This is a genomic window from Flavobacterium panacagri (assembly GCF_030378165.1).
Taxonomy (GTDB): domain Bacteria; phylum Bacteroidota; class Bacteroidia; order Flavobacteriales; family Flavobacteriaceae; genus Flavobacterium; species Flavobacterium panacagri.
The window spans coordinates 351,653-371,578 of the sequence record NZ_CP119766.1 but is presented as its reverse complement, the minus strand read 5'-3'; the positions used below and the strand labels follow the sequence as shown (position 1 = coordinate 371,578).

Sequence of the window (19,926 nt, the reverse complement as noted above, 5' to 3'; positions counted from 1 at the left end):
TATATTAAATGAATAATTTTACTTTAATAATACCAACACATAATAGGCATCATTACTTAAAGCGTTCCATGGAATATTTTAAAAATTTGGATGCTGAGGTTGTTTATTGCGACTCATCTTTGGAGAAGTATGAGGGAGAACTACACCCAAATATCAATTATTTGCATTTACCAGGTAAAAATTTTGCTAGCAAAATATTATTTGCTTTATCTGGAATCAAAACAGATTTTACTGCACTTTGTGCAGATGATGATTTTATAGTAATAGATTCACTATATAAAGGTTTATCTGTTCTTACAGGAGATCGAAATTACAAAACAATTGTAGGCAAATATATTTCATTCGAAGATCATTTTGACGGAAATTATTACCCATTGTATCAGGAACTCCCTAATAGTATAAATGGAAACCCTGAAAAAAATGTTGATTTGTTTTTTTCTAATTATTATCAAATTCTTTGGGCAATGTATGACAAAGAGTTAGTTTTAAATGCATTTAAAATTATAAATGATGCTAAATTTTATAATGATAATTATATTGAATTAATTGTTGGGGCGTATGCTTGTTATGGTGGTGGTATAAAATTTATGGATGAAATTTGGGGTGTGCGTGAGGTAAGTAGTAAAGAGCACTGGGGTAATAAGCATGTTCCAATTAAGAGTATGAAAATTGCTCAAATTCAAGGAGACTACGAAAAGTTTCAAAGTTTACTAGACAAAATCACATTTAATGGTTATGCTGAAAAGGTTATGGCAAATTATTTGCATTCTCATATTAAATTAAATGGATTTTTTAAATTTTGGATTTCTAAGATTATCCCTAAAAATATAAAGGAAATTCTTTTTAATTTTTTTAAAAATACTAAAGGCCGTCAGGTAAATTTAAATCAATCTCAGGTTAAAAATTTAAACCCAATAACTGATATTTTAAACAATTGTAATTTAAACAATGTCAAATAATTTTGTAGGATTTTTAAAGCATGGTGGGAATTATCTGATTTCTAGTTTGGCTACAGGTGCTTTAGCTTTTATTTCAATTCCTATTTATACTAGGTTGCTTAATACTGAAGACTATGGTATTGTTAGTATTTTCATAGGGTTGGTTAGTATTATGGCAAGTTTAATGGCTCTTAGTGCAGATCGATCGGTTAGTAGATATTATTTTGATCAAAAAAACGAACTTGATTTTAAAAGATTCGTAGGTACTTCGGCTACATTATCGTTAGTTTTTTTTTTCATAAATGCTTTTATATTATTTTTATTTGCTGAAGAATTCGGAAATCTGGTAGGGCTTCGTAAAGAAGTTGTTTATTTAATTATACCAATTTCAGGTATAAATATCATTGGATTAACTTTTGAACAAATATATGGCCCTTTAAAAAAAAGTAGAGAAGTAGCTATATCTTCTGTTGTGAAGGTATTTTTGGGATTTGTATTTTCAATTGCATTAATTTATTTATTTAAAAAAGATAAATTCTATGGTCAAATTTTAGGTCAAATTCTTGCTGGACTATTTATTGTGTTTTTTTGGATTCGTCTTATAAAACCTTTTTTTAAGTGGTCTTTTGATGTTTCTTACATAAAATATATTTTTACCTACTCTGTACCTTTAATTCCTTATGCACTTAGTGGTGTAATAATTGAACAATTTGGGAAAATTGCAATAGGCAGTTCTCAAAATATAAGTCATGCTGGTTTTTACAGTTTAGCATTAACAATTGGTAGTATTGTGAATATAATCATTGGCGTGACGCATCAGGCTTGGAATCCATATTATTTTGAGTACATGAATTCTAAAAACTATAACCAGTTAGATAAAGATTTTATAAAAATTTTTAAATTGACAATATTAGTTGCTTTTGGTGTTGCATGTTTTGGCAAAGAAATTGGATTATTACTGGCAAAAAAAGAATTTTCAGAGTCATTATATTTGGTTCCAATATTTACAGTTGGGTATATTTTCTCGCAATTATCATTTGCGTATATAAGAAATTTTGGATATACAAAAAAAACTCAATACATGAGTATAACAATTCTTGTTAGTGGTATTAGTAATGTATTGCTGAATGTTTTATTGATAAAATCATTTGGAGAAATTGGTGCTGCAATCTCTTTTGTATTGTCATATATTATTATGACTATTTTAGCATGGTTTATTAATGCCTATTTTGTGAAACTTCATTCAACATCATGGAAATCCTTGTTAATGCCTTTATTAGCAGTTCTTCCTTTTTATATATTCTTATATTTTATATTTCATTTCGATGCTTTTTTATTGGGACTAATTATTAAAGGACTATTAGTTGTTTTTCTTTCAATTATTCTTTTTTGGACTGAAAGAAACTCTATTCTATTACTATTATCCAAAATTAAAGCCAATATAAATCAAAAAAAATGAGTCAATATCAAAAAAATCATTTAGGAATATATAAGTTAATTTATAATGGTTTCAAAAATGAGATTGCATTAGAAAATCATATAGCTGAAAAACTTTCTAAACCCAAAGGGTTTGTTCCTTTTAAAGTTCTCCAATTTTCTTCAATTTTTTTAAGGCCTGGTTTTTTCTACTTTGCATTTATATATGCTCTGTGTTTTTTTGTAGTTTTATTACAATTTGTAATTGGTGTTTTATTTTTTGGTTTTTGCTTAATTAGAGTTTTTACCTTACCTAAAAGTAAAAAAAACTTAATTATAACCTCTAAATCTTACAGAGATATAATGAGTGATGCGATTAGTCAACTTAATTTGTCTCAAAATGATTTTGTTAATGCCAGTATTTATAATTTAATTTTTTTAGTAAAAAAAAATCGCTTAATTAATTATTTTTTTTTCTTAATAGGTTTCACTAGGTATGCAATAATAAATTCTGATTATCTATTTGTTTTTTTATTAAATTATAAGGATTTATTAAAATTATATTTGCTTTCTGTTTATATAACGGATAATCCTGAAGTTGTAGTTTTAACAGAAGATCATTATCAACGTTTTGCTTTTATCATCTCTAATTTAGGATGTTTAAATTTTGTAATTGTTCAACACGGATACATAGATGATTCAGTAAAATTTCCATCAAGATTCGGCAAAATTGACAAGTTATTGCTAAGAGATATTCAATTTTTGAAATCTTTTGAGATTTATTATAAAGTGAACAGTCATAGTATACTTTTGCGAAATACAGCTTTAATATTTTCTGATAAAAATGTAAGAGCCTCTTGTTTTCTGGCTTCTTCTTCACCATTCATTGATTCTGAAATTAAATTCGCTCAAATTTTTAAAAATAAGTTTGATGCGAAATTAATAGTGAAAAGGCATCCTAAACACGTCTATAATCGGGAAAAACTTAAAGTTTTGCTTAGTTTTGCTGACGAAGAATGGACTGATGCTTTTCATTTTCCTAATTCAAGTTTATTTATAAGTCATGGTTCTTTTCTAGAGTTTGATTACAAATCAGCTGGAACATTTACGTTTAAATTATCGGATTTTTCTAATGTTGAAGCAATTTTTGAAGATCCATCGTTTAAAAAAGCAATGATTTTACTCAATAATAAACAAAAATCTTAGGATCTTAGAAATTTTAATTTTATATGGTTGTTTTCTTTATTCTTCTTATTTTATTTTTACTGCTTTTCGTAAGAAAAGACAATGCAACATATACAATTTTAGTTTTGCTTACTTTTTTTACTTTTTTTATGCAATTTTTAGTAGGCAGGACTTTTGAGTATAAATCATATAAAACTATTTTTAATACATGTTTTATTTGTCTAAATATTGGTTTAATAATAAAACCCTGGAGTTATGCAAACATTTTAATAGTTGAAAATATAAATGTTAATTTTTTTGCTTATTTTAAAAAAATTCTTTATAGGTTTTTGTTTCTTAATTTATTTCTTAATCTATTGATTTTAATCTTAGTTTTGATTTATTTGCCTGATATCGCTGCATTTAAGGCGGAGTCTGCTTATTTAAATTTGTATGATCAAATACCTTATTTTGCAAATGTTTTTAGATATGCATATACAACACAGAATGCAGGTTATCTAGCTATTCCAATATTTTATTATCATCTAGGGAATTTAGAGAAAAAAGAAGCTTTTTATGCATTTTTATTTTCAAGTTCGTCACTTTTGTCTGGTTTTGCATTTTATTCAAGAGCACAAATATTTACTTATACACTTATATTCATCATTTATTTTTTTTTAATAAAAAAAACACTTCCAAATTTTATTCAGTTTAAAGTTTTAAAATTTATAAGGTATTCATCTGTTTGCATAGTTGTTCTATTTTTATCTATAACATATATTAGATTTTCAGCCATGGATTATTATGGGGATCGTATTCCTGAAAATTCTATTGTGAAAGATCCTATTGTTTATAGTTTGTTTGATTATGCTTCCCAAAGTTATTCAAATGGATTGTATCAATTGGAAAGATTTACACCTGATAAAAGTTTAGGAGGGGAACAGTTTTTTAGGGATATTTATCAAATTTTAAATTTTTTTAAGTTAGTTAATTGGGATGTTAAAGAATCACAAGAACTAATAGATAAAGCCTATGATTATGATGGTGGTGCTTTTAATGGATATACAGCTCCACTTGTTTTTAATTTTGGATATATTTTGACATTTTTAATTAGTTTTTCTTATTTTCTTGCAACAAAAATAAAACTAAAGAATAGAGCAGTAATACCATTAAAATCAATGTTTTTTTTAATTCTGTTGTTATTTATTCCAACTGTTTCAATTTTTTATACTGGTTATGCAATTCTACTTTTTCCTCTAATATTATTAGGATTGTGTAGATTTACATTTTCAATTAAAAGTTTATTTAGATAACAAAAGTCTGTTTTTTATCATCAAAAAGTAAAAAATATTAATTACAATCATTAAAAAAGATAAGTATATGAATTATAAAATTTGTTCTCAAACAATAATGGATACCACTGATCCTCATATTGTTTTTAATGAAAAAGGAGAAAGTGACTATTATACAAATTATATAGAAACTATTTTGCCTAATTGGCATACAGACGAAAAAGGATATGCTGAATTAATGCAAATTGCAGATAAAATTAAAAAAGAAGGAAAAGGAAAAGATTTTGATTGCATAATTGGATTAAGCGGAGGGCTTGACAGCTCTTATGTGGCTTATGTAGCAAAAGAAGTTATGGGATTGCGACCATTACTTTTTCATGTCGATGCTGGGTGGAATACTGATAAGGCGGTTGGTAACATTGAAAAATTATGTAATGGTCTTGGATTAGATTTATATACAGAAGTGATTAATTGGGAAGAAATGAAAGATCTTCAAGTAGCATTTCTTAAGTCCCAAATAGCTGATCAGGATTTACCACAAGACTATGCTTTTTTTTCAGGATTATATAAATTTGCTAAAAAGAATAAAATTAAATATGTTTTGACTGGAGGGAATTTCTCAACAGAATGTTGTAGAGAACCTGAAGAATGGGGTGGGTTTCCAGGAATTGACACTATGCTGGTTAAAGATATTCATTCAAAATTTGGAAAACGACCACTTAGAACTTTTCCTTTAGTTGATATTTTAAGCTATAAACTATATTATCGTTATATTCTCGGTATGAAGGTTTTTAAACCTTTGAATTTGGTTCCATATATTAAAGCCGATGCAGAAAAGCTATTGATTGAAAAATTTGGTTGGGAACCCTTTCAACATAAACATCATGAATCAAGATTTACTCGTTTCTATGAAGATTATTGGTTGCCACGTAAATTTGGTTATCAAAAAAGGCGAGCTCATTTTTCAAGTTTAATTCTTACTGGACAAATGACAAGAGAAGAAGCTATAGATAGAGTTTCTAGGCCTGAATTAAGTGAAGATTTTTTAGAAAAGGAATTTGAATATGTTGCAGATAAATTGGATTTGAGTGTTCAACAATTAAAAGAAATTTTTGAAGGAGAAAATAAGACTTTTCATGATTATAAGAATAAAATTAAAATAATAGGTTTTGGTGCGAAAATGATGCAAAAATTAGGACTTGAAAAAAGATTATTTAGATGATAACAATTATTGATTATGGTGTGGGTAACATTAATGCTTTTGTAAATGTTTATAAAAGAGTTAATGTGCCAACCAAAATTGCTAAATCTGCAGCTGATTTAGAAGATGCAAAAAAAATAATTCTTCCAGGTGTTGGACATTTTGATCATGCTATGTCGGAGCTTATAAAATCGGGCATGCGTGAAAAACTAGATGAATTGGTATTGATTAAAAAAGTACCTGTTATAGGTATTTGTGTTGGAATGCAAATGATGGCTAATTCAAGCGAGGAAGGAAACTCAGAAGGATTAAAGTGGATTGATGCATCTGTGAAAAAATTTGATGAAACAAAGATCAAGCAAGTAACCAGATTGCCGCATATGGGATGGAATGACGTAAATCCTGCAATATTCAACACTTTATTTACTGGTTTAGAGAAAGATGCCTTATTTTATTTTTTACATTCCTATTATTTTGAGTGTAATAATCCAGCTGATATTTTAGCGACATCAGATTATGGTGGCCAGTTTGCATGTGCTGCCAATCACGAAAATATTTATGGAATTCAATTTCATCCAGAGAAAAGTCATCATTATGGTGAAACCTTATTACATAATTTTGCAAAACTCTAAACAATGCTGAGACCAAGAATAATTCCTAGTTTATTAGTTCATGAAAATGGATTAGTAAAAACAGTAAACTTTAAGAATCCAAAATATGTTGGTGATCCTATTAATGCAGTTAAAATCTTTAATGAAAAAGCAGTTGATGAATTAGCTGTATTTGATATTGATGCAACAGTACTTGGAAAAGAACCTAATTACAGCCTCATAGAAAGATTAGCAAGTCAGTCTATGATGCCCTTGTGTTATGGAGGAGGTGTAAAAACTGTCGAGCAAGCTCAAAAAATTTTTAGTCTGGGTATCGAAAAAATCGCATTAAGTTCAGCTGTTTTGCAAAATCCAAATTTAATTACTGAAATTTCAGATCGTGTAGGAGCCCAAAGTGTCATTGTAGTTTTAGATGTTAAGAAAAAATTACTTGGAGGTTATGAAGTGTACACCCATAACGGAAAAAAAGCAACAGGAATTAATCCGTTTAAATTTGCCGAAGAAGCCCAAAAGTTAGGAGCGGGAGAAATTGTTATCAATTCGATTGATAAAGATGGTGTCATGAAAGGATATGATATGGAGCTAATTTCAAAAATCAGAGAGAAAATTACTGTGCCAATGACAGTTTTAGGAGGAGCTGGTTCATTGGAAGATATTGAAAAAGTTATTGATAAACATGGTGTGATTGGTGTCGCAGCTGGAAGTTTATTTGTATTTAAAGGTCCATACAAAGCTGTTTTAATTAATTACCCTACTCAAATAGAAAAAAATAAGATTTTCAAAATAAATAAGTAATGAAAATACAAAATAGAACACTTCTGATTACAGGTGGTACCGGTTCTTTTGGACATGCGGTTTTAAATCGTTTTTTACATACTGATCATTTCAAAGAAATTAGAATTTTTTCTCGTGATGAGAAAAAGCAAGACGATATGCGTAATCAACTAAAAAATGATAAATTGAAGTTTTACATAGGAGATGTAAGAGATTATAATAGCGTTGAGCGTGCAATGAGAGGTGTTGATTATGTGTTTCATGCTGCTGCTTTAAAACAAGTACCTTCATGTGAGTTTTTTCCATTAGAAGCAACTAAAACTAATGTTTTAGGCACACAAAATGTTATTGATGCAGCTGGAACCAATAAAGTTAAAAAAGTAATTTGTCTAAGTACAGATAAAGCAGCCTATCCAATTAACGCTATGGGAATTTCAAAAGCATTAATGGAAAAAGTAGCAGTTGCCGCGTCTAGAAACTTAACTGACACTACAGTTTGTTTAACAAGATATGGAAATGTTATGGCCTCACGAGGATCAGTAATTCCTCTATTTTTAAAACAAATAAAAGAGAATAATCCAATAACTATTACAGATCCTAATATGACACGTTTTTTAATGTCGTTAGATGAAGCTGTAGAATTAGTTTTATTTGCTTTTGAAAATGGTAATCCAGGAGATTTATTCGTAAATAAAGCACCAGCAGGAACCATTGGAGATCTAGCTCAAGCATTAAAGGAGCTCTGTAATGCGGATAATGAGGTAAAAATTATTGGAACACGTCACGGCGAAAAATTGTATGAAACTTTATGTACTCGTGAAGAGATGGTAAAAGCCGAAGATATGGGAGATTTTTATCGTATTCCAGCGGATAATCGTGATCTAAATTATGCACAATATTTTTCTGAAGGGGAAGAAGATGTTTCTTTAATTGAAGATTACCATTCGCATAATACTGAACAACAAGGAGTTGATGGGATGAAGAAACTGCTGTCAACTTTACCATTAATCAGAAAAGAAGTTTTCGGAGAAGATGTTGCTCAAATGCCAGGATAAATAAAAAATGGAACCAAAATTAATTAACGGAAATAGTCATTCTGATCAAAGAGGAACATTATTATATAATAATGAATTTGATGCCTCTATGGTCAAAAGGATTTATATTATAGAAAATGAAAGCCCAGAGTTTATTAGAGGTTGGCAAGGCCATCAGATAGAGCAAAGATGGTTTTCTGTTGTTAGTGGGAAATTTAAAATTCAGCTAATTAAAATTGACAACTGGGAAACTCCATCTCTAGATTTAGAAAATTTTACATATTTAATTGATTCTGAAAAATTAAATGTACTTCATGTTCCTAAAGGATATGTAAGCAGTATTCAATCTTTAGAATTTAATTCTAAATTACTTGTAATGGCAGATTACTTATTGGGTGAAATTCAAGATGAATATCGATATGATATTGATTATTTTAAAATATAAAAACAAGAATGTTAAAAATAGGTATTACAGGCCAAGCAGGCTTTGTTGGGACACATTTATATAATACAATTGGGCTCTTTCCCAATGAGTTTGTAAGAGTTGATTTCAAAAAAGAATATTTTGAAGATGAAACCAAATTAGATGATTTCGTTTCACAATGTGACGTGATTGTACATTTGGCAGCTATGAATCGTCATAATGACCCACAAGTAATTTACGATACTAATTTAGGCCTGGTTAAAAGATTAGTCAATTCCTTAAATAAGACTAGCAGTAAAGCACATGTTTTATTTTCCTCATCAACGCAGGAAGAGAGAGACAATCTATACGGAAAGTCCAAGAAAGAAGGAAGAGAATTAATGATTAATTGGGCTGGCAATTCTGAAGGTAAATTTACAGGGATGATTATTCCTAATGTTTTCGGGCCTTTTGGTCATCCAAATTACAATTCGGTCGTAGCCACTTTTTGTCATAAGTTATCGCATGATGAAAAACCTGTTATTGACGTTGATGGTGATTTGAAATTGATATATGTTGGAGAATTAGTAAATGCCATTATTTCTGAAATTAGAAGTAAAAAAGGAAAATCTGAAATTCTGATACCATATACTTCAGAATCTAAGGTTTCTCAACTTTTAGCTTTGCTAGAAAAATTTAAATTGGAATATCAGGACAAAGGCATCATCCCAAGTATTGAAACTACATTTGAACTGAATTTATTCAATACATTTCGGTGCTATATGGATATAAAAAAACATTATCCAGTAAAATTCGTCGAACATACAGATCCAAGGGGATCATTTGTAGAAATTATTCGATTAGGAGTTGGTGGGCAAGTTTCATTTTCAACAACTGTTCCTGGAATCACACGTGGGAATCATTATCATACAAGAAAGATTGAACGTTTTGCTGTAATTAAAGGAAAAGCCTTAATTCAGTTGAGGCGTATTGGTACAGATGAAGTTTTAGATTTTTATCTTGATGGAAATGAACCAGCTTATGTGGATATGCCAATATGGTACACACACAATATTAAAAATGTTGGAGAGGAAGTTCTATACACTAATTTTTGGATAAATGAATTTTATGACCCAAATGATCCAGACACCTATTTTGAAAACGTTTAAAAAAATAATAATTTCTTAGATATAATGAAATCACAATTAAAAGTAATGACTGTTGTTGGTACAAGACCTGAAATTATACGTCTTTCCAGGGTAATGGCAGCTTTAGATAATTCCGATGCAATAGAACATGTTATTGTGCACACAGGACAAAATTACGATTATGAATTAAATCAAATATTTTTTGATGATTTAGGAATTCGTAAACCAGATTTTTTCCTAAATGCTGCAGGTGCTACAGCAACAGAGACAGTAGGGCAGATATTGATTAAAATAGACCCTTTATTAGGATCAGAAAAGCCTGATGCTTTCTTAGTTTTAGGAGATACTAATAGTTGTTTGTGTGCTATACCAGCAAAAAAACGACATATTCCTATTTTTCATATGGAAGCAGGAAATCGTTGTTTTGATCAACGCGTTCCAGAAGAGACAAACAGAAAAATTGTTGACCACACTTCTGATATTAATTTGACCTACAGTGATATTGCAAGAGAATATCTATTAAGAGAAGGTCTGCCTGCTGATAGAATTATAAAAACTGGCTCTCCTATGTTCGAGGTTTTAAATCACTATTTGCCATCTATAAAATCTTCTGATGTTTTAGATCGATTAGAACTGGAAGAAGGTAAGTTTTTTGTGGTATCATCACATCGAGAAGAAAATATCAATAGCGAAACAAATTTCAGTGGATTAATGGAGAGTTTGAATCTTATAGCTGAAAAATATAATTATCCTATTATTGTGAGTACACACCCTCGAACAAGAAATATGATCGAAAAGAAAAACATTCAGATGCATAAAAATGTACAATTCTTAAAACCTCTAGGATTTAATGATTACAATGCTTTGCAAATGAGATCTTTTGCTGTTTTATCTGATTCGGGAACAATTTCGGAAGAATCTTCGGTACTAAACTTTAGAGCTCTTAATATTAGGGATGCTCACGAAAGACCTGAAGCAATGGAAGAAACTTCAGTTATGATGGTAGGCTTAAGTCCAGAAAGAATTTTGCAAGGCTTAGTGCAACTTCAATATCAAAAAATAGGAGAAGAAAGAAACTTTAGGCCAGTAGCTGATTATTCAATGCCAAATGTTTCAGAAAAAATGGTTCGTATTATTTTGAGTTACACAGATTATGTAAAACGTGTGGTTTGGAGAGAATTATAGAATGAAAATACTATTAGTTACTCAATATTTTTTTCCGGAAAATTTTAAAAGTAATGATATTGCTTTTGAATTAGTTAAAAGAGGCCATGATGTTACTGTTTTAACTGGCTTACCAAATTATCCTGAAGGAAAAATTTATACTGGTTATGGCTTTTTTAAAAAGAGAAGCGAGACTATTAATGGAGTAAAAGTTGTTAGAGCTTTATTAATTCCTAGAGGAAAGGGTGGAGGAGTGAGACTTTTTTTGAATTATTTCAGCTGGGCATTTTTTGCTTCAATTAGAGCTTTATTTCTAACTTTTCGAGATAAATTTGATGTAGTTTTTGTGCACGAGCCTTCTCCAATAACTCAAGGTTTTCCAGCTATCGTTATAAAAAAGATTCAAAAAATCCCATTGTATTTTTGGGTTTTGGATTTGTGGCCAGAAAGCCTTACTTCAGCAGGAGGAGTCAAAAATAAAACGATATTATCCTTTTTTACAGGAATGGTAAAGTACATCTACAATAATTCAGATAAGATTTTAATTAGCTCTAAAGGGTTTAAAGAATCGATTTTGACAAAGGGAAATTATGAAGAAAAACTTATTTATTTTCCAAACTGGGCTGAAGATTCTATTTTAAAAGGAGATTCTAATTATCCAATTCCTGAACTGCCTAAAGGCTTTAAGATTCTTTTTGCTGGAAATATTGGAGTAGCGCAAGATGTAAATTCTATTGTAAAAGCGGCTTTAATTCTTAAAGAAAAATTAGATATTCATTTTGTCTTTGTTGGTGATGGAAGAAGTAAACAGGAACTTGAAGATTTTGTTATTGTAAATGATTTAAGTAAAACAGTACATTTTCTAGGAAGATTTCCCATAGAAGCAATGAAGACTTTTTTTACCAAATCAGACGTATTATTAGTTTCTCTTAAGGATGAATTAATATTTAATCTAACAGTGCCGGCAAAACTACAGGCTTATTTATGTACCGAGAAACCAATTTTAGGTATTCTAAATGGCGAAGGGGCTGAATTAATTGACGAAGCTAATTGTGGATTTTCAACAAATGCTGGAAATTATGAAGGATTGGCAAAAGAAATTGTAAAGATGTATGAGTTGAGTGAAGAACAACGAAGTATACTTGGTCAAAATGGATTTAAATATTTTGAAGAGAACTTTACAATGACAAAATGTATCAATAATTTAGAACTTATATTAAAGAGCTAATGCATAAAATTATAGTAACTGGATTGACAGGATTTGTAGGAACGAATCTAAAAAAATATCTTAGTTCGTATGAAATTGAATCATTAAGTGTTCGTTACATACCAAATCAAAAAATTGAGATCAATGCAGATGCCATTATACATCTTGCAGGGAAAGCTCATGATTTGAAAAAAGTTTCAAGACCAAACGATTATTATGAGGCCAATTTTGAGCTAACTAAGCAAATATTTGATAGTTTCTTAAAATCCAAGGCAACTGTATTTATTTTTATGAGCACTGTTAAGGCGGTAGCAGATAAAGTTGATGGAATTTTAACGGAAGATACTGTTCCAAATCCTAAGACGCACTATGGTATAGCTAAACAGCAAGCGGAAGAATATGTATTAGGGAGAAAATTGCCTGAAGGGAAAAGAGTTTATATTTTAAGACCCTGTATGATTCATGGCCCAGAAAATAAAGGAAATCTTAACTTATTATATCAGTTAGTTGCAAAAGGATTGCCTTGGCCATTGGCGGCATTTCAAAATAAACGGTCATTTTTAAGTATTGAGAATCTTTGCTTTTTGATTAAGAATTTGATTGAAAATAAAATGGTTGTTTCAGGGGTATATAATTGTGCAGATGATGAAGTTTTATCTACAAACGAATTAGTACAAATTATATCACTAGCTTTAAAGAGAAAAAGTCGTTCGATTGCAGTTCCTAAATCAATCATTAGTACTATTGCTAAAATTGGAGATATTATTAGATTTCCGCTAAATTCTGAAACAATCCAAAAATTGACTGAAAATTACGAAGTCTCAAATAAAAAAATAAAAACCGCCTTAGAAATTGAAAAGCTCCCACATACTGCACAATATGGATTGGAACGAACAATAAAAAGTTTTATAAATAAATAATGGAATATACAATCTTAGGAATTGTTTTAATGATTATTATGTTACTTTATTTTAAAGTGGCAGATCGGTTTAATATTATTGATAAACCAAATTTAAGGAGCTCACATACGGAAATAACATTAAGAGGAGGTGGAATCATTTTTTGGTTTTCGGCTTTGCTTTATTTCGTTCAGCATGTCCAAAATAATTATTTTTTCTTTACCGGTATAACTTTAGTAAGCTTAGTAAGCTTTTGGGATGATATTCAGAGTTTGTCAAATAAAATCCGAATCTCAATTCATTTTCTTTCTATAACTTTGATTTTTTATGATATGAATTTATTCAATATAATGCCAATTTGGGGAATTGTAATTGTGTATGTCGTTGCTATTGGATTAATAAATGCTTATAATTTCATGGATGGTATCAATGGAATTACAGGACTTTATACATTGGTTGTCATGGGATCATTGTTATATATAAATACAAAAATCCAACTTTTTATTGATGGAACTTTTATAAAATATGCAATGCTTGCAAGTGTAATTTTTCTTTTTTTTAATTATAGGAAAAAGGCAAAATGTTTTGCTGGTGATGTTGGAAGTATCGCCATAGCTTTTTGGATAATTTATTTAGTTTTAAAATTGATTCTTGCAACAGAATCTGTAATTTGGCTATTGCTTTTGGCCGTATATGGCGTTGATGCAGTTTGTACAATTTTACACAGACTTTATTTGAGACAGAATATTTTTGAAGCACATCGATTGCATTTATATCAGGTACTAAGTAATGAATATAAAATACAACATAGATTAGTAGCTCTTTTTTATGCATTAGCACAAGCAATTATTTCTTTTTTAGTTATTATTCTTTATCAACAAGTTCAAGATGCAATTATATTCTTAATTGTAATTCTGCCTTTGCTTTGTATTTATTCTTCAAAATTTTATTTGTTAAACAAAAAGAATTTAAGAGCAAATGCATAATGCAGATTATTGGTTATTAAATGGATAATTCTAGAATTTATTTGTCTTTAGGTGTACAAAGTGGTTTTGAAAAAGAATATATTTCAAAAGCTTTAGAAGATAATTGGATAACTTCTGGAGGGCCAAATGTTGATAATTTCGAAAGTAAACTCCAAAACTATTTAGGAGAAAATTTATTTGTCACAGCATTAAATTCTGGAACATCTGCAATTCATTTAGCACTAATTTTATTAGGTGTTAAAAAGGGCGATGAGGTTATCTGTCAAACAATGACATTTTCTGCATCTGCAAATCCAATTCTATATCAGGGAGCAACTCCAATTTTTGTTGATAGCGAGTCTGAAACATGGAATATTTGTCCAAATACTCTTGAAATTGCTATAAAAGATAGACTTAAAAAAGGTAAGAAACCAAAAGCAATTATAGCAGTTCATCTATATGGGAATCCTTACAAGGTTGATGAAATTCATTCTATAGCAGATCGATATCAAATCCCAATTGTAGAAGATAGTGCCGAAGCTTTAGGCAGTACTTATAAAGGGAAAAAATGTGGTACTTTTGGCAGCTTAGGAGTTTTGTCATTTAACGGAAACAAAATAATTACAACTTCTAGTGGCGGAGCATTGATTTCTAATTCTAAAGAGTACAAAGAAAGAGCAATTTTTTATTCGACCCAGTCAAAAGATAACGAAGTACATTACCAACATAGCGCTATAGGATACAACTATAGAATGAGCAATATTTGTGCGGGAGTTGGTCTTGGCCAGATGAAAATTCTTGATGAAAACGTTATAAAAAGAACAGAAAATCATAATTTTTATAAAGAGATTTTTAAAGACATAAATGTTGTAGAGCTTTTTGAAGTTTTAAACAAACATTCTTTTTCTAGTTATTGGTTGAACACTATTTTGATAAACACTGAGGATCCGCATAAAAATAAGGAGAGTTTAAGGTTAACGCTGGAAACAAAAAATATTGAAAGTCGTCCGCTTTGGAAACCAATGCATTTACAGCCAATTTTTGAAAAGTATCCTTATTATGGAAGTACTGTAGCTGAGAATTTATTTAAAAAGGGGTTATGTTTGCCATCAGGATCAAATTTATCAATAGAAGATAAGAAGAGAATTAAAGAAGTTATTACTGTTTTTTTTAAAACATGAAATACGATTATTATATAATATGAAAATTGAAGAGACTTATATAAAAGATCTAGTTGTTGTAGAACCAAGCGTTTTTGGTGACGAAAGAGGTTATTTTTTTGAATCATATAGCAAAACTAAATTTGAAGGTTTAGGAATTAATATCGAATTTGTTCAAGACAATCAATCATTTTCAAAAAAAGGCACTTTAAGAGGTTTACATTACCAAAATCCTCCTTTCGCACAGACAAAATTAGTTCGTGTTTTAGAAGGTGAGATTATTGATGTCGCGGTAGATTTAAGAAAAGATTCTCCTACTTATGGTAAAGCATTTAGTGTTTTGTTGTCTGCAGAGAATAAAAAGCAGTTGTTAGTTCCACAAGGATTTGCACATGGTTTTTCGGTTATTAGCGAAACAGCTTCAGTAATGTACAAATGTGATCAATTTTACAATAAAGCTTCTGAAGGAGGAATCAAATATGATGATCCTTCATTAAATATAGATTGGGGAATGAATCTAGACGATGCAATTGTATCGGAAAAAGATCAAATACTTCCTTTTATAGAAAATTGTAATAGTTTGTTTTAATGAAAAAAATTCTTGTAACTGGAGCAACAGGACAATTAGGGTCTGAACTATCAGTTTTAGCGCCTTTATATTCAAATTACGAATGGATTTTTGCTGATCGAACAAAAATTACATTAGATAATTTAGAATTACTTCAATCACAGTTAAATACAATTAAACCAGATATTATTCTTAATTGCGGTGCGTATACTGCTGTAGATAAAGCGGAATCGGAAAGAGATTTAGCATTTACGATAAACCATCTAGCAGTAGAATCTATTGCAAAATATGTTGAAAAAAATTGTGTCAAATTAATTCATGTTTCTACAGATTACGTTTTTGATGGCACCTCTTCAATAGCTTTAGATGAAAATGCAGAAACTTGTCCTATAAATATTTATGGAGAAAGTAAACTAGCTGGGGAAATCTCTTGTTTGAAAGAGAATCCTGAGTCAATTATTATTAGAACTTCGTGGGTTTACAGTAAATTTGGAAATAACTTTGTGAAAACAATGCAGCGATTAATGCAGGAGAGAGAGGAAATTAATGTTGTAAATGATCAAATTGGATCACCAACTTATGCAACAGATTTAGCTCAAGCAATGATTGATATAGTTGAATCTCAAAAATGGACGCCAGGGATTTACAATTATTCGAATGAGGGTGAAATTAGTTGGTACGAATTCGCTCTAAATATCAAAGATTTTGGGAATTACAAATGTAAAGTTGAAGGAATTCCATCTTCTTTATATCCAACTCCAGCGAAAAGGCCTAGTTTTTCAATATTGAATAAGAATAAAATTAAAAAAACTTATAATTTAGACGTACCCGATTATAAGAAAAGTTTAAAAATGATGTTTATTTAAAAAACTATGATTAGAATTTTTGAATAATCCATGATCAAAAATTAAGATTTATGAAAGGTATTATATTAGCAGGAGGTTCAGGTACAAGATTGCATCCATTGACACTAGCGGTGAGTAAGCAGTTAATGCCAGTTTATGATAAGCCAATGATTTATTATCCATTATCAACATTGATGATGGCTGGAATAAACGAGATTTTAATTATTTCTACTCCTCATGATTTGCCTCATTTTAAAAAGCTTTTGGGAGATGGAAGTACAATCGGGTGTAAGTTTAGTTATGCTGAGCAGCCAAATCCAAACGGATTAGCTCAAGCTTTTGTTATTGGAGAACAATTTATTGGTAAGGATAAAGTAGCTCTAGTCCTTGGCGATAATATTTTCTTCGGCACAAATATGCAACAACTTTTAAAAGATAATGCAGATCCAGATGGAGGGGTAGTTTTTGCTTACCATGTTTCCGATCCAGAAAGATACGGAGTGGTTGAGTTCGATGGAGAAAAGAAAGCAATTTCGATTGAAGAAAAACCATTAGAACCTAAATCAAATTATGCGGTTCCAGGATTGTATTTTTATGATAATTCCGTTGTAGAAATCGCTAAAAGTATAAAGCCAAGCGCTCGAGGTGAATATGAAATTACCGATATAAATAAGATTTATCTTGAAAATGCTAAACTTAAAGTAGGAATTTTAGGTAGAGGTACCGCTTGGTTAGATACTGGTACTTTTAATAGTTTGATGCAGGCTGGACAGTTTGTTCAGGTTTTAGAAGAACGACAAGGATTAAAAGTGGGCTGCGTTGAAGAAATTGCTTGGAGACAAGGCTTTATTAATGACGCACAATTAGAAGAACTTGCACAACCCTTATTGAAATCAGGTTACGGAACCTATTTATTAGAGTTTTTAAAACAAAAGAAAAAAGGTGTTAAAATTTAATTTGCTGCGCTAAGTAATTATTTAAAACCTTTATTTTGTATTTTTGTAGAAACTATTTTACAGACTTAAACCAAACCTCAATTGAGTACAGACAAACCAAATAGTATAACCTCATTGTTATACAGGACTTTTTCGCTAAGAAATCTTAGGGCAAATATTAATAACTTGAGCTATTTGCCAAGGTGGATTATTATTGCAATTGATGTAATGGTTTTGTTTTTTTCATTCTCCTTTACATACTTGCTCTTTGACGGAACTGCGATAGGATATATCATAACTTCTCACGATTTTTATTTTGTTGGAAGTCTGATTCTTGTAAATATATTTTTCTTTTGGCTTTTTAGGACTTATTCGGGAATTATTAGACATTCATCCTATATAGATGCAATAAAACTTCTTTTTTCCCAAATGTCAGTTTTAGTTTTCTTCTTGTTTATAAATTTGGTCTTCGAATTGTACACAGGACATAAAGCGTTTCTAAACACTGCACTTTTCATTAATCTGGTTTTATCATTTTGCGGACTGTTTTTATATCGTGTGATAGTTAAACAGACTTTTGAAATGTATTTCTCTGAAAAAGCCACAACAAAATTGGTTAGAACGGTTATTTATGGTACAGATGCAAATGCAATTTCTGTAGCAAATGCTTTAAAATTCGAAACACCTTCTCGATTTAAAATTGTAGGATTTGTAGATAAGAACAACCAGAATGCGTCTAAACGTATGCTGGATCTTCCAATTTTAATTCTAAGAAAGAAGCTTCCAGCTCTAATGAGATCAGTTGCTGCTGAAGGGGTTATCATTGCCGATAAAAGTTTAAGTAAGGATGAACAATTAATTATTGTTGATCAATGCTTAGAGTTCAACTACAGAGTTTATACAGTTCCATTAATCTCAGATTGGGAAAATCAAAAAGAAATTTCTCAAAAAGTTAAGAATATTCAGATTGAAGATTTATTAGAAAGAAAACCTATAGTTCTAGATAGTAAATCCATTTCGAAGCAGTTAAAAGATAAAACGATCTTAATTACTGGAGCTGCAGGATCTATTGGAAGTGAAATTGTTAGACAGGTTTTAAACTTTAATCCTAAAAATGTTATTGTTTTAGATCATGCTGAGACACCATTGCATAACTTGTGTTTAGAAACTCAAGCAATGAATTTTAGTACTAAAATAGTAGCTGTAATTGCAGATGTAAGGAGTAAAAAAGCGTTAGAGAAAGTCTTCAAAAATTATAATCCTCATGTTGTTTTTCATGCCGCTGCATATAAACACGTTCCATTGATGGAAGAGAATCCAGCTCAGGCAATTCAAACTAATATTAAAGGAACTAAAAACTTAGCAGATTTAGCTTGTAAATATCGTGTCAAGAAATTTGTAATGGTTTCTACGGATAAGGCTGTTAACCCTAGTAATGTAATGGGAGCAAGTAAACGTATTGCGGAGAAATATGTACAGTCTTTATATTTAAAAAATCAAAGAGAAAATGTTGAAGGAGGTACAAAATTTATCACGACTCGATTTGGAAACGTTCTCGGCTCAAATGGTTCTGTTGTACCATTGTTTACAAAGCAAATTGCAGAAGGTGGACCGGTAACAATAACACACCAAGATATTATTCGTTATTTTATGACAATTCCAGAAGCTTGTCAGTTGGTATTAGAAGCTGGTGCAATGGGTAATGGAGGCGAAATCTATATTTTTGATATGGGGAAACCAGTTAAAATTATTGATTTGGCTAAAAAGATGATTAAACTGGCTGGTTTTATTCCAGATAAAGAAATTAAAATTAAGATTGTTGGATTAAGACCTGGGGAAAAGTTATATGAAGAGTTATTAAATGATACTTCTAAAACGCTTCCAACTTATCATAATAAAATCATGATTGCGCAGGAAATTCAGGATGAATATGAGAATCTGCATATTGAAGTGGATGAACTCATAGGAATTGCAGATTTTTATGAGAATGATGATATTGTAGCTAAGATGAAAAAAATTGTTCCAGAGTTTAAGAGTATGAACTCGACTTTTGAAGTCTTAGATAAATAATTACTATTTAATAAATATATTCAAAATATAATCAAAAGGTGTTTTAGAAACACCTTTTGGCATTTTTAAACAATTCCTAAAATGTTAAAAATCTTGTTAAATTTAGAGTTTAGGCAATCATTTTTTTCCAAT

The 19,926-nt window shown here is 30.0% G+C and carries 19 protein-coding genes; all 19 read left to right on the top strand.

Going from position 1 to position 19,926, the window contains the following annotated elements; all coding sequences use genetic code 11:
• Positions 1–8 precede the first annotated feature (8 nt).
• Positions 9–959: a TIGR00180 family glycosyltransferase gene (locus tag P2W65_RS01770; protein ID WP_434783355.1), complete on the top strand. Its 951-nt coding sequence runs from the start codon at positions 9–11 to the stop codon at positions 957–959.
• Positions 949–2,397, top strand: coding sequence for a lipopolysaccharide biosynthesis protein (locus tag P2W65_RS01765; protein WP_289663038.1), 1,449 nt, complete (start codon positions 949–951; stop codon positions 2,395–2,397). Before P2W65_RS01770 ends, P2W65_RS01765 begins: the two co-directional genes overlap by 11 nt.
• The gene (locus P2W65_RS01760) at positions 2,394–3,560 is read left to right on the top strand and encodes a hypothetical protein (protein ID WP_289663036.1); all 1,167 of its coding nucleotides are present in this window, start codon (positions 2,394–2,396) and stop codon (positions 3,558–3,560) included. The genes P2W65_RS01765 and P2W65_RS01760 overlap by 4 nt, the downstream gene beginning before the upstream one ends.
• Before the next feature lie 23 nt (positions 3,561–3,583).
• A complete protein-coding gene (locus P2W65_RS01755; protein ID WP_289663035.1) occupies positions 3,584–4,831 on the top strand; it encodes an O-antigen polymerase in 1,248 nt (415 codons plus the stop codon).
• Positions 4,832–4,898: 67 nt separating this feature from the next.
• Positions 4,899–6,032 (top strand): N-acetyl sugar amidotransferase, encoded by a 1,134-nt coding sequence (locus tag P2W65_RS01750; RefSeq protein WP_289663034.1) that lies wholly within the window; start codon positions 4,899–4,901, stop codon positions 6,030–6,032.
• Positions 6,029–6,643: an imidazole glycerol phosphate synthase subunit HisH gene (hisH, locus tag P2W65_RS01745; RefSeq protein WP_289663032.1), complete on the top strand. Its 615-nt coding sequence runs from the start codon at positions 6,029–6,031 to the stop codon at positions 6,641–6,643. Before P2W65_RS01750 ends, hisH begins: the two co-directional genes overlap by 4 nt.
• A 3-nt stretch (positions 6,644–6,646) precedes the next feature.
• Complete coding sequence (locus tag P2W65_RS01740; protein ID WP_289663031.1) at positions 6,647–7,417, top strand: AglZ/HisF2 family acetamidino modification protein; 771 nt, start codon at positions 6,647–6,649, stop codon at positions 7,415–7,417.
• A complete protein-coding gene (locus P2W65_RS01735) occupies positions 7,417–8,451 on the top strand; it encodes a polysaccharide biosynthesis protein (RefSeq protein ID WP_289663030.1) in 1,035 nt (344 codons plus the stop codon). The genes P2W65_RS01740 and P2W65_RS01735 overlap by 1 nt, the downstream gene beginning before the upstream one ends.
• Positions 8,452–8,458: 7 nt before the next feature.
• On the top strand, positions 8,459–8,875 hold the full coding sequence (locus tag P2W65_RS01730; RefSeq protein ID WP_289663029.1) for a WxcM-like domain-containing protein: 417 nt from the start codon (positions 8,459–8,461) through the stop codon (positions 8,873–8,875).
• An 8-nt stretch (positions 8,876–8,883) separates the two neighbouring features.
• Positions 8,884–10,002, top strand: coding sequence for a polysaccharide biosynthesis C-terminal domain-containing protein (locus tag P2W65_RS01725; RefSeq protein ID WP_289663028.1), 1,119 nt, complete (start codon positions 8,884–8,886; stop codon positions 10,000–10,002).
• Positions 10,003–10,026: 24 nt separating this feature from the next.
• A complete protein-coding gene (wecB, locus tag P2W65_RS01720) occupies positions 10,027–11,166 on the top strand; it encodes a non-hydrolyzing UDP-N-acetylglucosamine 2-epimerase (protein ID WP_289663027.1) in 1,140 nt (379 codons plus the stop codon).
• A gap of 1 nt (position 11,167) precedes the next feature.
• On the top strand, positions 11,168–12,373 hold the full coding sequence (locus P2W65_RS01715) for a glycosyltransferase family 4 protein (RefSeq protein WP_289663026.1): 1,206 nt from the start codon (positions 11,168–11,170) through the stop codon (positions 12,371–12,373).
• On the top strand, positions 12,373–13,272 hold the full coding sequence (locus P2W65_RS01710; RefSeq protein ID WP_289663025.1) for an NAD-dependent epimerase/dehydratase family protein: 900 nt from the start codon (positions 12,373–12,375) through the stop codon (positions 13,270–13,272). Before P2W65_RS01715 ends, P2W65_RS01710 begins: the two co-directional genes overlap by 1 nt.
• Before the next feature lie 38 nt (positions 13,273–13,310).
• A complete protein-coding gene (locus P2W65_RS01705; RefSeq protein WP_289663024.1) occupies positions 13,311–14,237 on the top strand; it encodes an MraY family glycosyltransferase in 927 nt (308 codons plus the stop codon).
• A 20-nt stretch (positions 14,238–14,257) separates the two neighbouring features.
• Positions 14,258–15,397, top strand: coding sequence for a DegT/DnrJ/EryC1/StrS family aminotransferase (locus P2W65_RS01700; protein ID WP_289663023.1), 1,140 nt, complete (start codon positions 14,258–14,260; stop codon positions 15,395–15,397).
• Positions 15,398–15,416: 19 nt separating this feature from the next.
• Positions 15,417–15,965 carry a dTDP-4-dehydrorhamnose 3,5-epimerase gene (gene rfbC / locus P2W65_RS01695; protein ID WP_289663022.1) on the top strand — a complete coding sequence of 183 codons (549 nt, stop codon included), beginning with the start codon at positions 15,417–15,419 and terminating at the stop codon, positions 15,963–15,965.
• Positions 15,965–16,810: a dTDP-4-dehydrorhamnose reductase gene (gene rfbD, locus P2W65_RS01690; protein ID WP_289663021.1), complete on the top strand. Its 846-nt coding sequence runs from the start codon at positions 15,965–15,967 to the stop codon at positions 16,808–16,810. Before rfbC ends, rfbD begins: the two co-directional genes overlap by 1 nt.
• A gap of 50 nt (positions 16,811–16,860) precedes the next feature.
• Positions 16,861–17,745 (top strand): glucose-1-phosphate thymidylyltransferase RfbA, encoded by an 885-nt coding sequence (gene rfbA, locus P2W65_RS01685; RefSeq protein ID WP_289663020.1) that lies wholly within the window; start codon positions 16,861–16,863, stop codon positions 17,743–17,745.
• Positions 17,746–18,153: 408 nt separating this feature from the next.
• Positions 18,154–19,794 (top strand): polysaccharide biosynthesis protein, encoded by a 1,641-nt coding sequence (locus tag P2W65_RS01680; RefSeq protein ID WP_434783354.1) that lies wholly within the window; start codon positions 18,154–18,156, stop codon positions 19,792–19,794.
• Positions 19,795–19,926 lie beyond the last annotated feature (132 nt).

Excerpts from the sequence above, each read along its gene's own strand:
- P2W65_RS01770 (WP_434783355.1), top strand. The coding sequence starts at position 9 with ATGAATAATTTTACTTTAATAATACCAACACATAATAGGCATCATTAC.
- P2W65_RS01765 (WP_289663038.1), top strand. The coding sequence starts at position 949 with ATGTCAAATAATTTTGTAGGATTTTTAAAGCATGGTGGGAATTATCTG.
- P2W65_RS01760 (WP_289663036.1), top strand. The coding sequence starts at position 2,394 with ATGAGTCAATATCAAAAAAATCATTTAGGAATATATAAGTTAATTTAT.
- P2W65_RS01755 (WP_289663035.1), top strand. The coding sequence starts at position 3,584 with ATGGTTGTTTTCTTTATTCTTCTTATTTTATTTTTACTGCTTTTCGTA.
- P2W65_RS01750 (WP_289663034.1), top strand. The coding sequence starts at position 4,899 with ATGAATTATAAAATTTGTTCTCAAACAATAATGGATACCACTGATCCT.
- hisH (WP_289663032.1), top strand. The coding sequence starts at position 6,029 with ATGATAACAATTATTGATTATGGTGTGGGTAACATTAATGCTTTTGTA.
- P2W65_RS01740 (WP_289663031.1), top strand. The coding sequence starts at position 6,647 with ATGCTGAGACCAAGAATAATTCCTAGTTTATTAGTTCATGAAAATGGA.
- P2W65_RS01735 (WP_289663030.1), top strand. The coding sequence starts at position 7,417 with ATGAAAATACAAAATAGAACACTTCTGATTACAGGTGGTACCGGTTCT.
- P2W65_RS01730 (WP_289663029.1), top strand. The coding sequence starts at position 8,459 with ATGGAACCAAAATTAATTAACGGAAATAGTCATTCTGATCAAAGAGGA.
- P2W65_RS01725 (WP_289663028.1), top strand. The coding sequence starts at position 8,884 with ATGTTAAAAATAGGTATTACAGGCCAAGCAGGCTTTGTTGGGACACAT.
- wecB (WP_289663027.1), top strand. The coding sequence starts at position 10,027 with ATGAAATCACAATTAAAAGTAATGACTGTTGTTGGTACAAGACCTGAA.
- P2W65_RS01715 (WP_289663026.1), top strand. The coding sequence starts at position 11,168 with ATGAAAATACTATTAGTTACTCAATATTTTTTTCCGGAAAATTTTAAA.
- P2W65_RS01710 (WP_289663025.1), top strand. The coding sequence starts at position 12,373 with ATGCATAAAATTATAGTAACTGGATTGACAGGATTTGTAGGAACGAAT.
- P2W65_RS01705 (WP_289663024.1), top strand. The coding sequence starts at position 13,311 with ATGTTACTTTATTTTAAAGTGGCAGATCGGTTTAATATTATTGATAAA.
- P2W65_RS01700 (WP_289663023.1), top strand. The coding sequence starts at position 14,258 with ATGGATAATTCTAGAATTTATTTGTCTTTAGGTGTACAAAGTGGTTTT.
- rfbC (WP_289663022.1), top strand. The coding sequence starts at position 15,417 with ATGAAAATTGAAGAGACTTATATAAAAGATCTAGTTGTTGTAGAACCA.
- rfbD (WP_289663021.1), top strand. The coding sequence starts at position 15,965 with ATGAAAAAAATTCTTGTAACTGGAGCAACAGGACAATTAGGGTCTGAA.
- rfbA (WP_289663020.1), top strand. The coding sequence starts at position 16,861 with ATGAAAGGTATTATATTAGCAGGAGGTTCAGGTACAAGATTGCATCCA.
- P2W65_RS01680 (WP_434783354.1), top strand. The coding sequence starts at position 18,154 with ATGTCAGTTTTAGTTTTCTTCTTGTTTATAAATTTGGTCTTCGAATTG.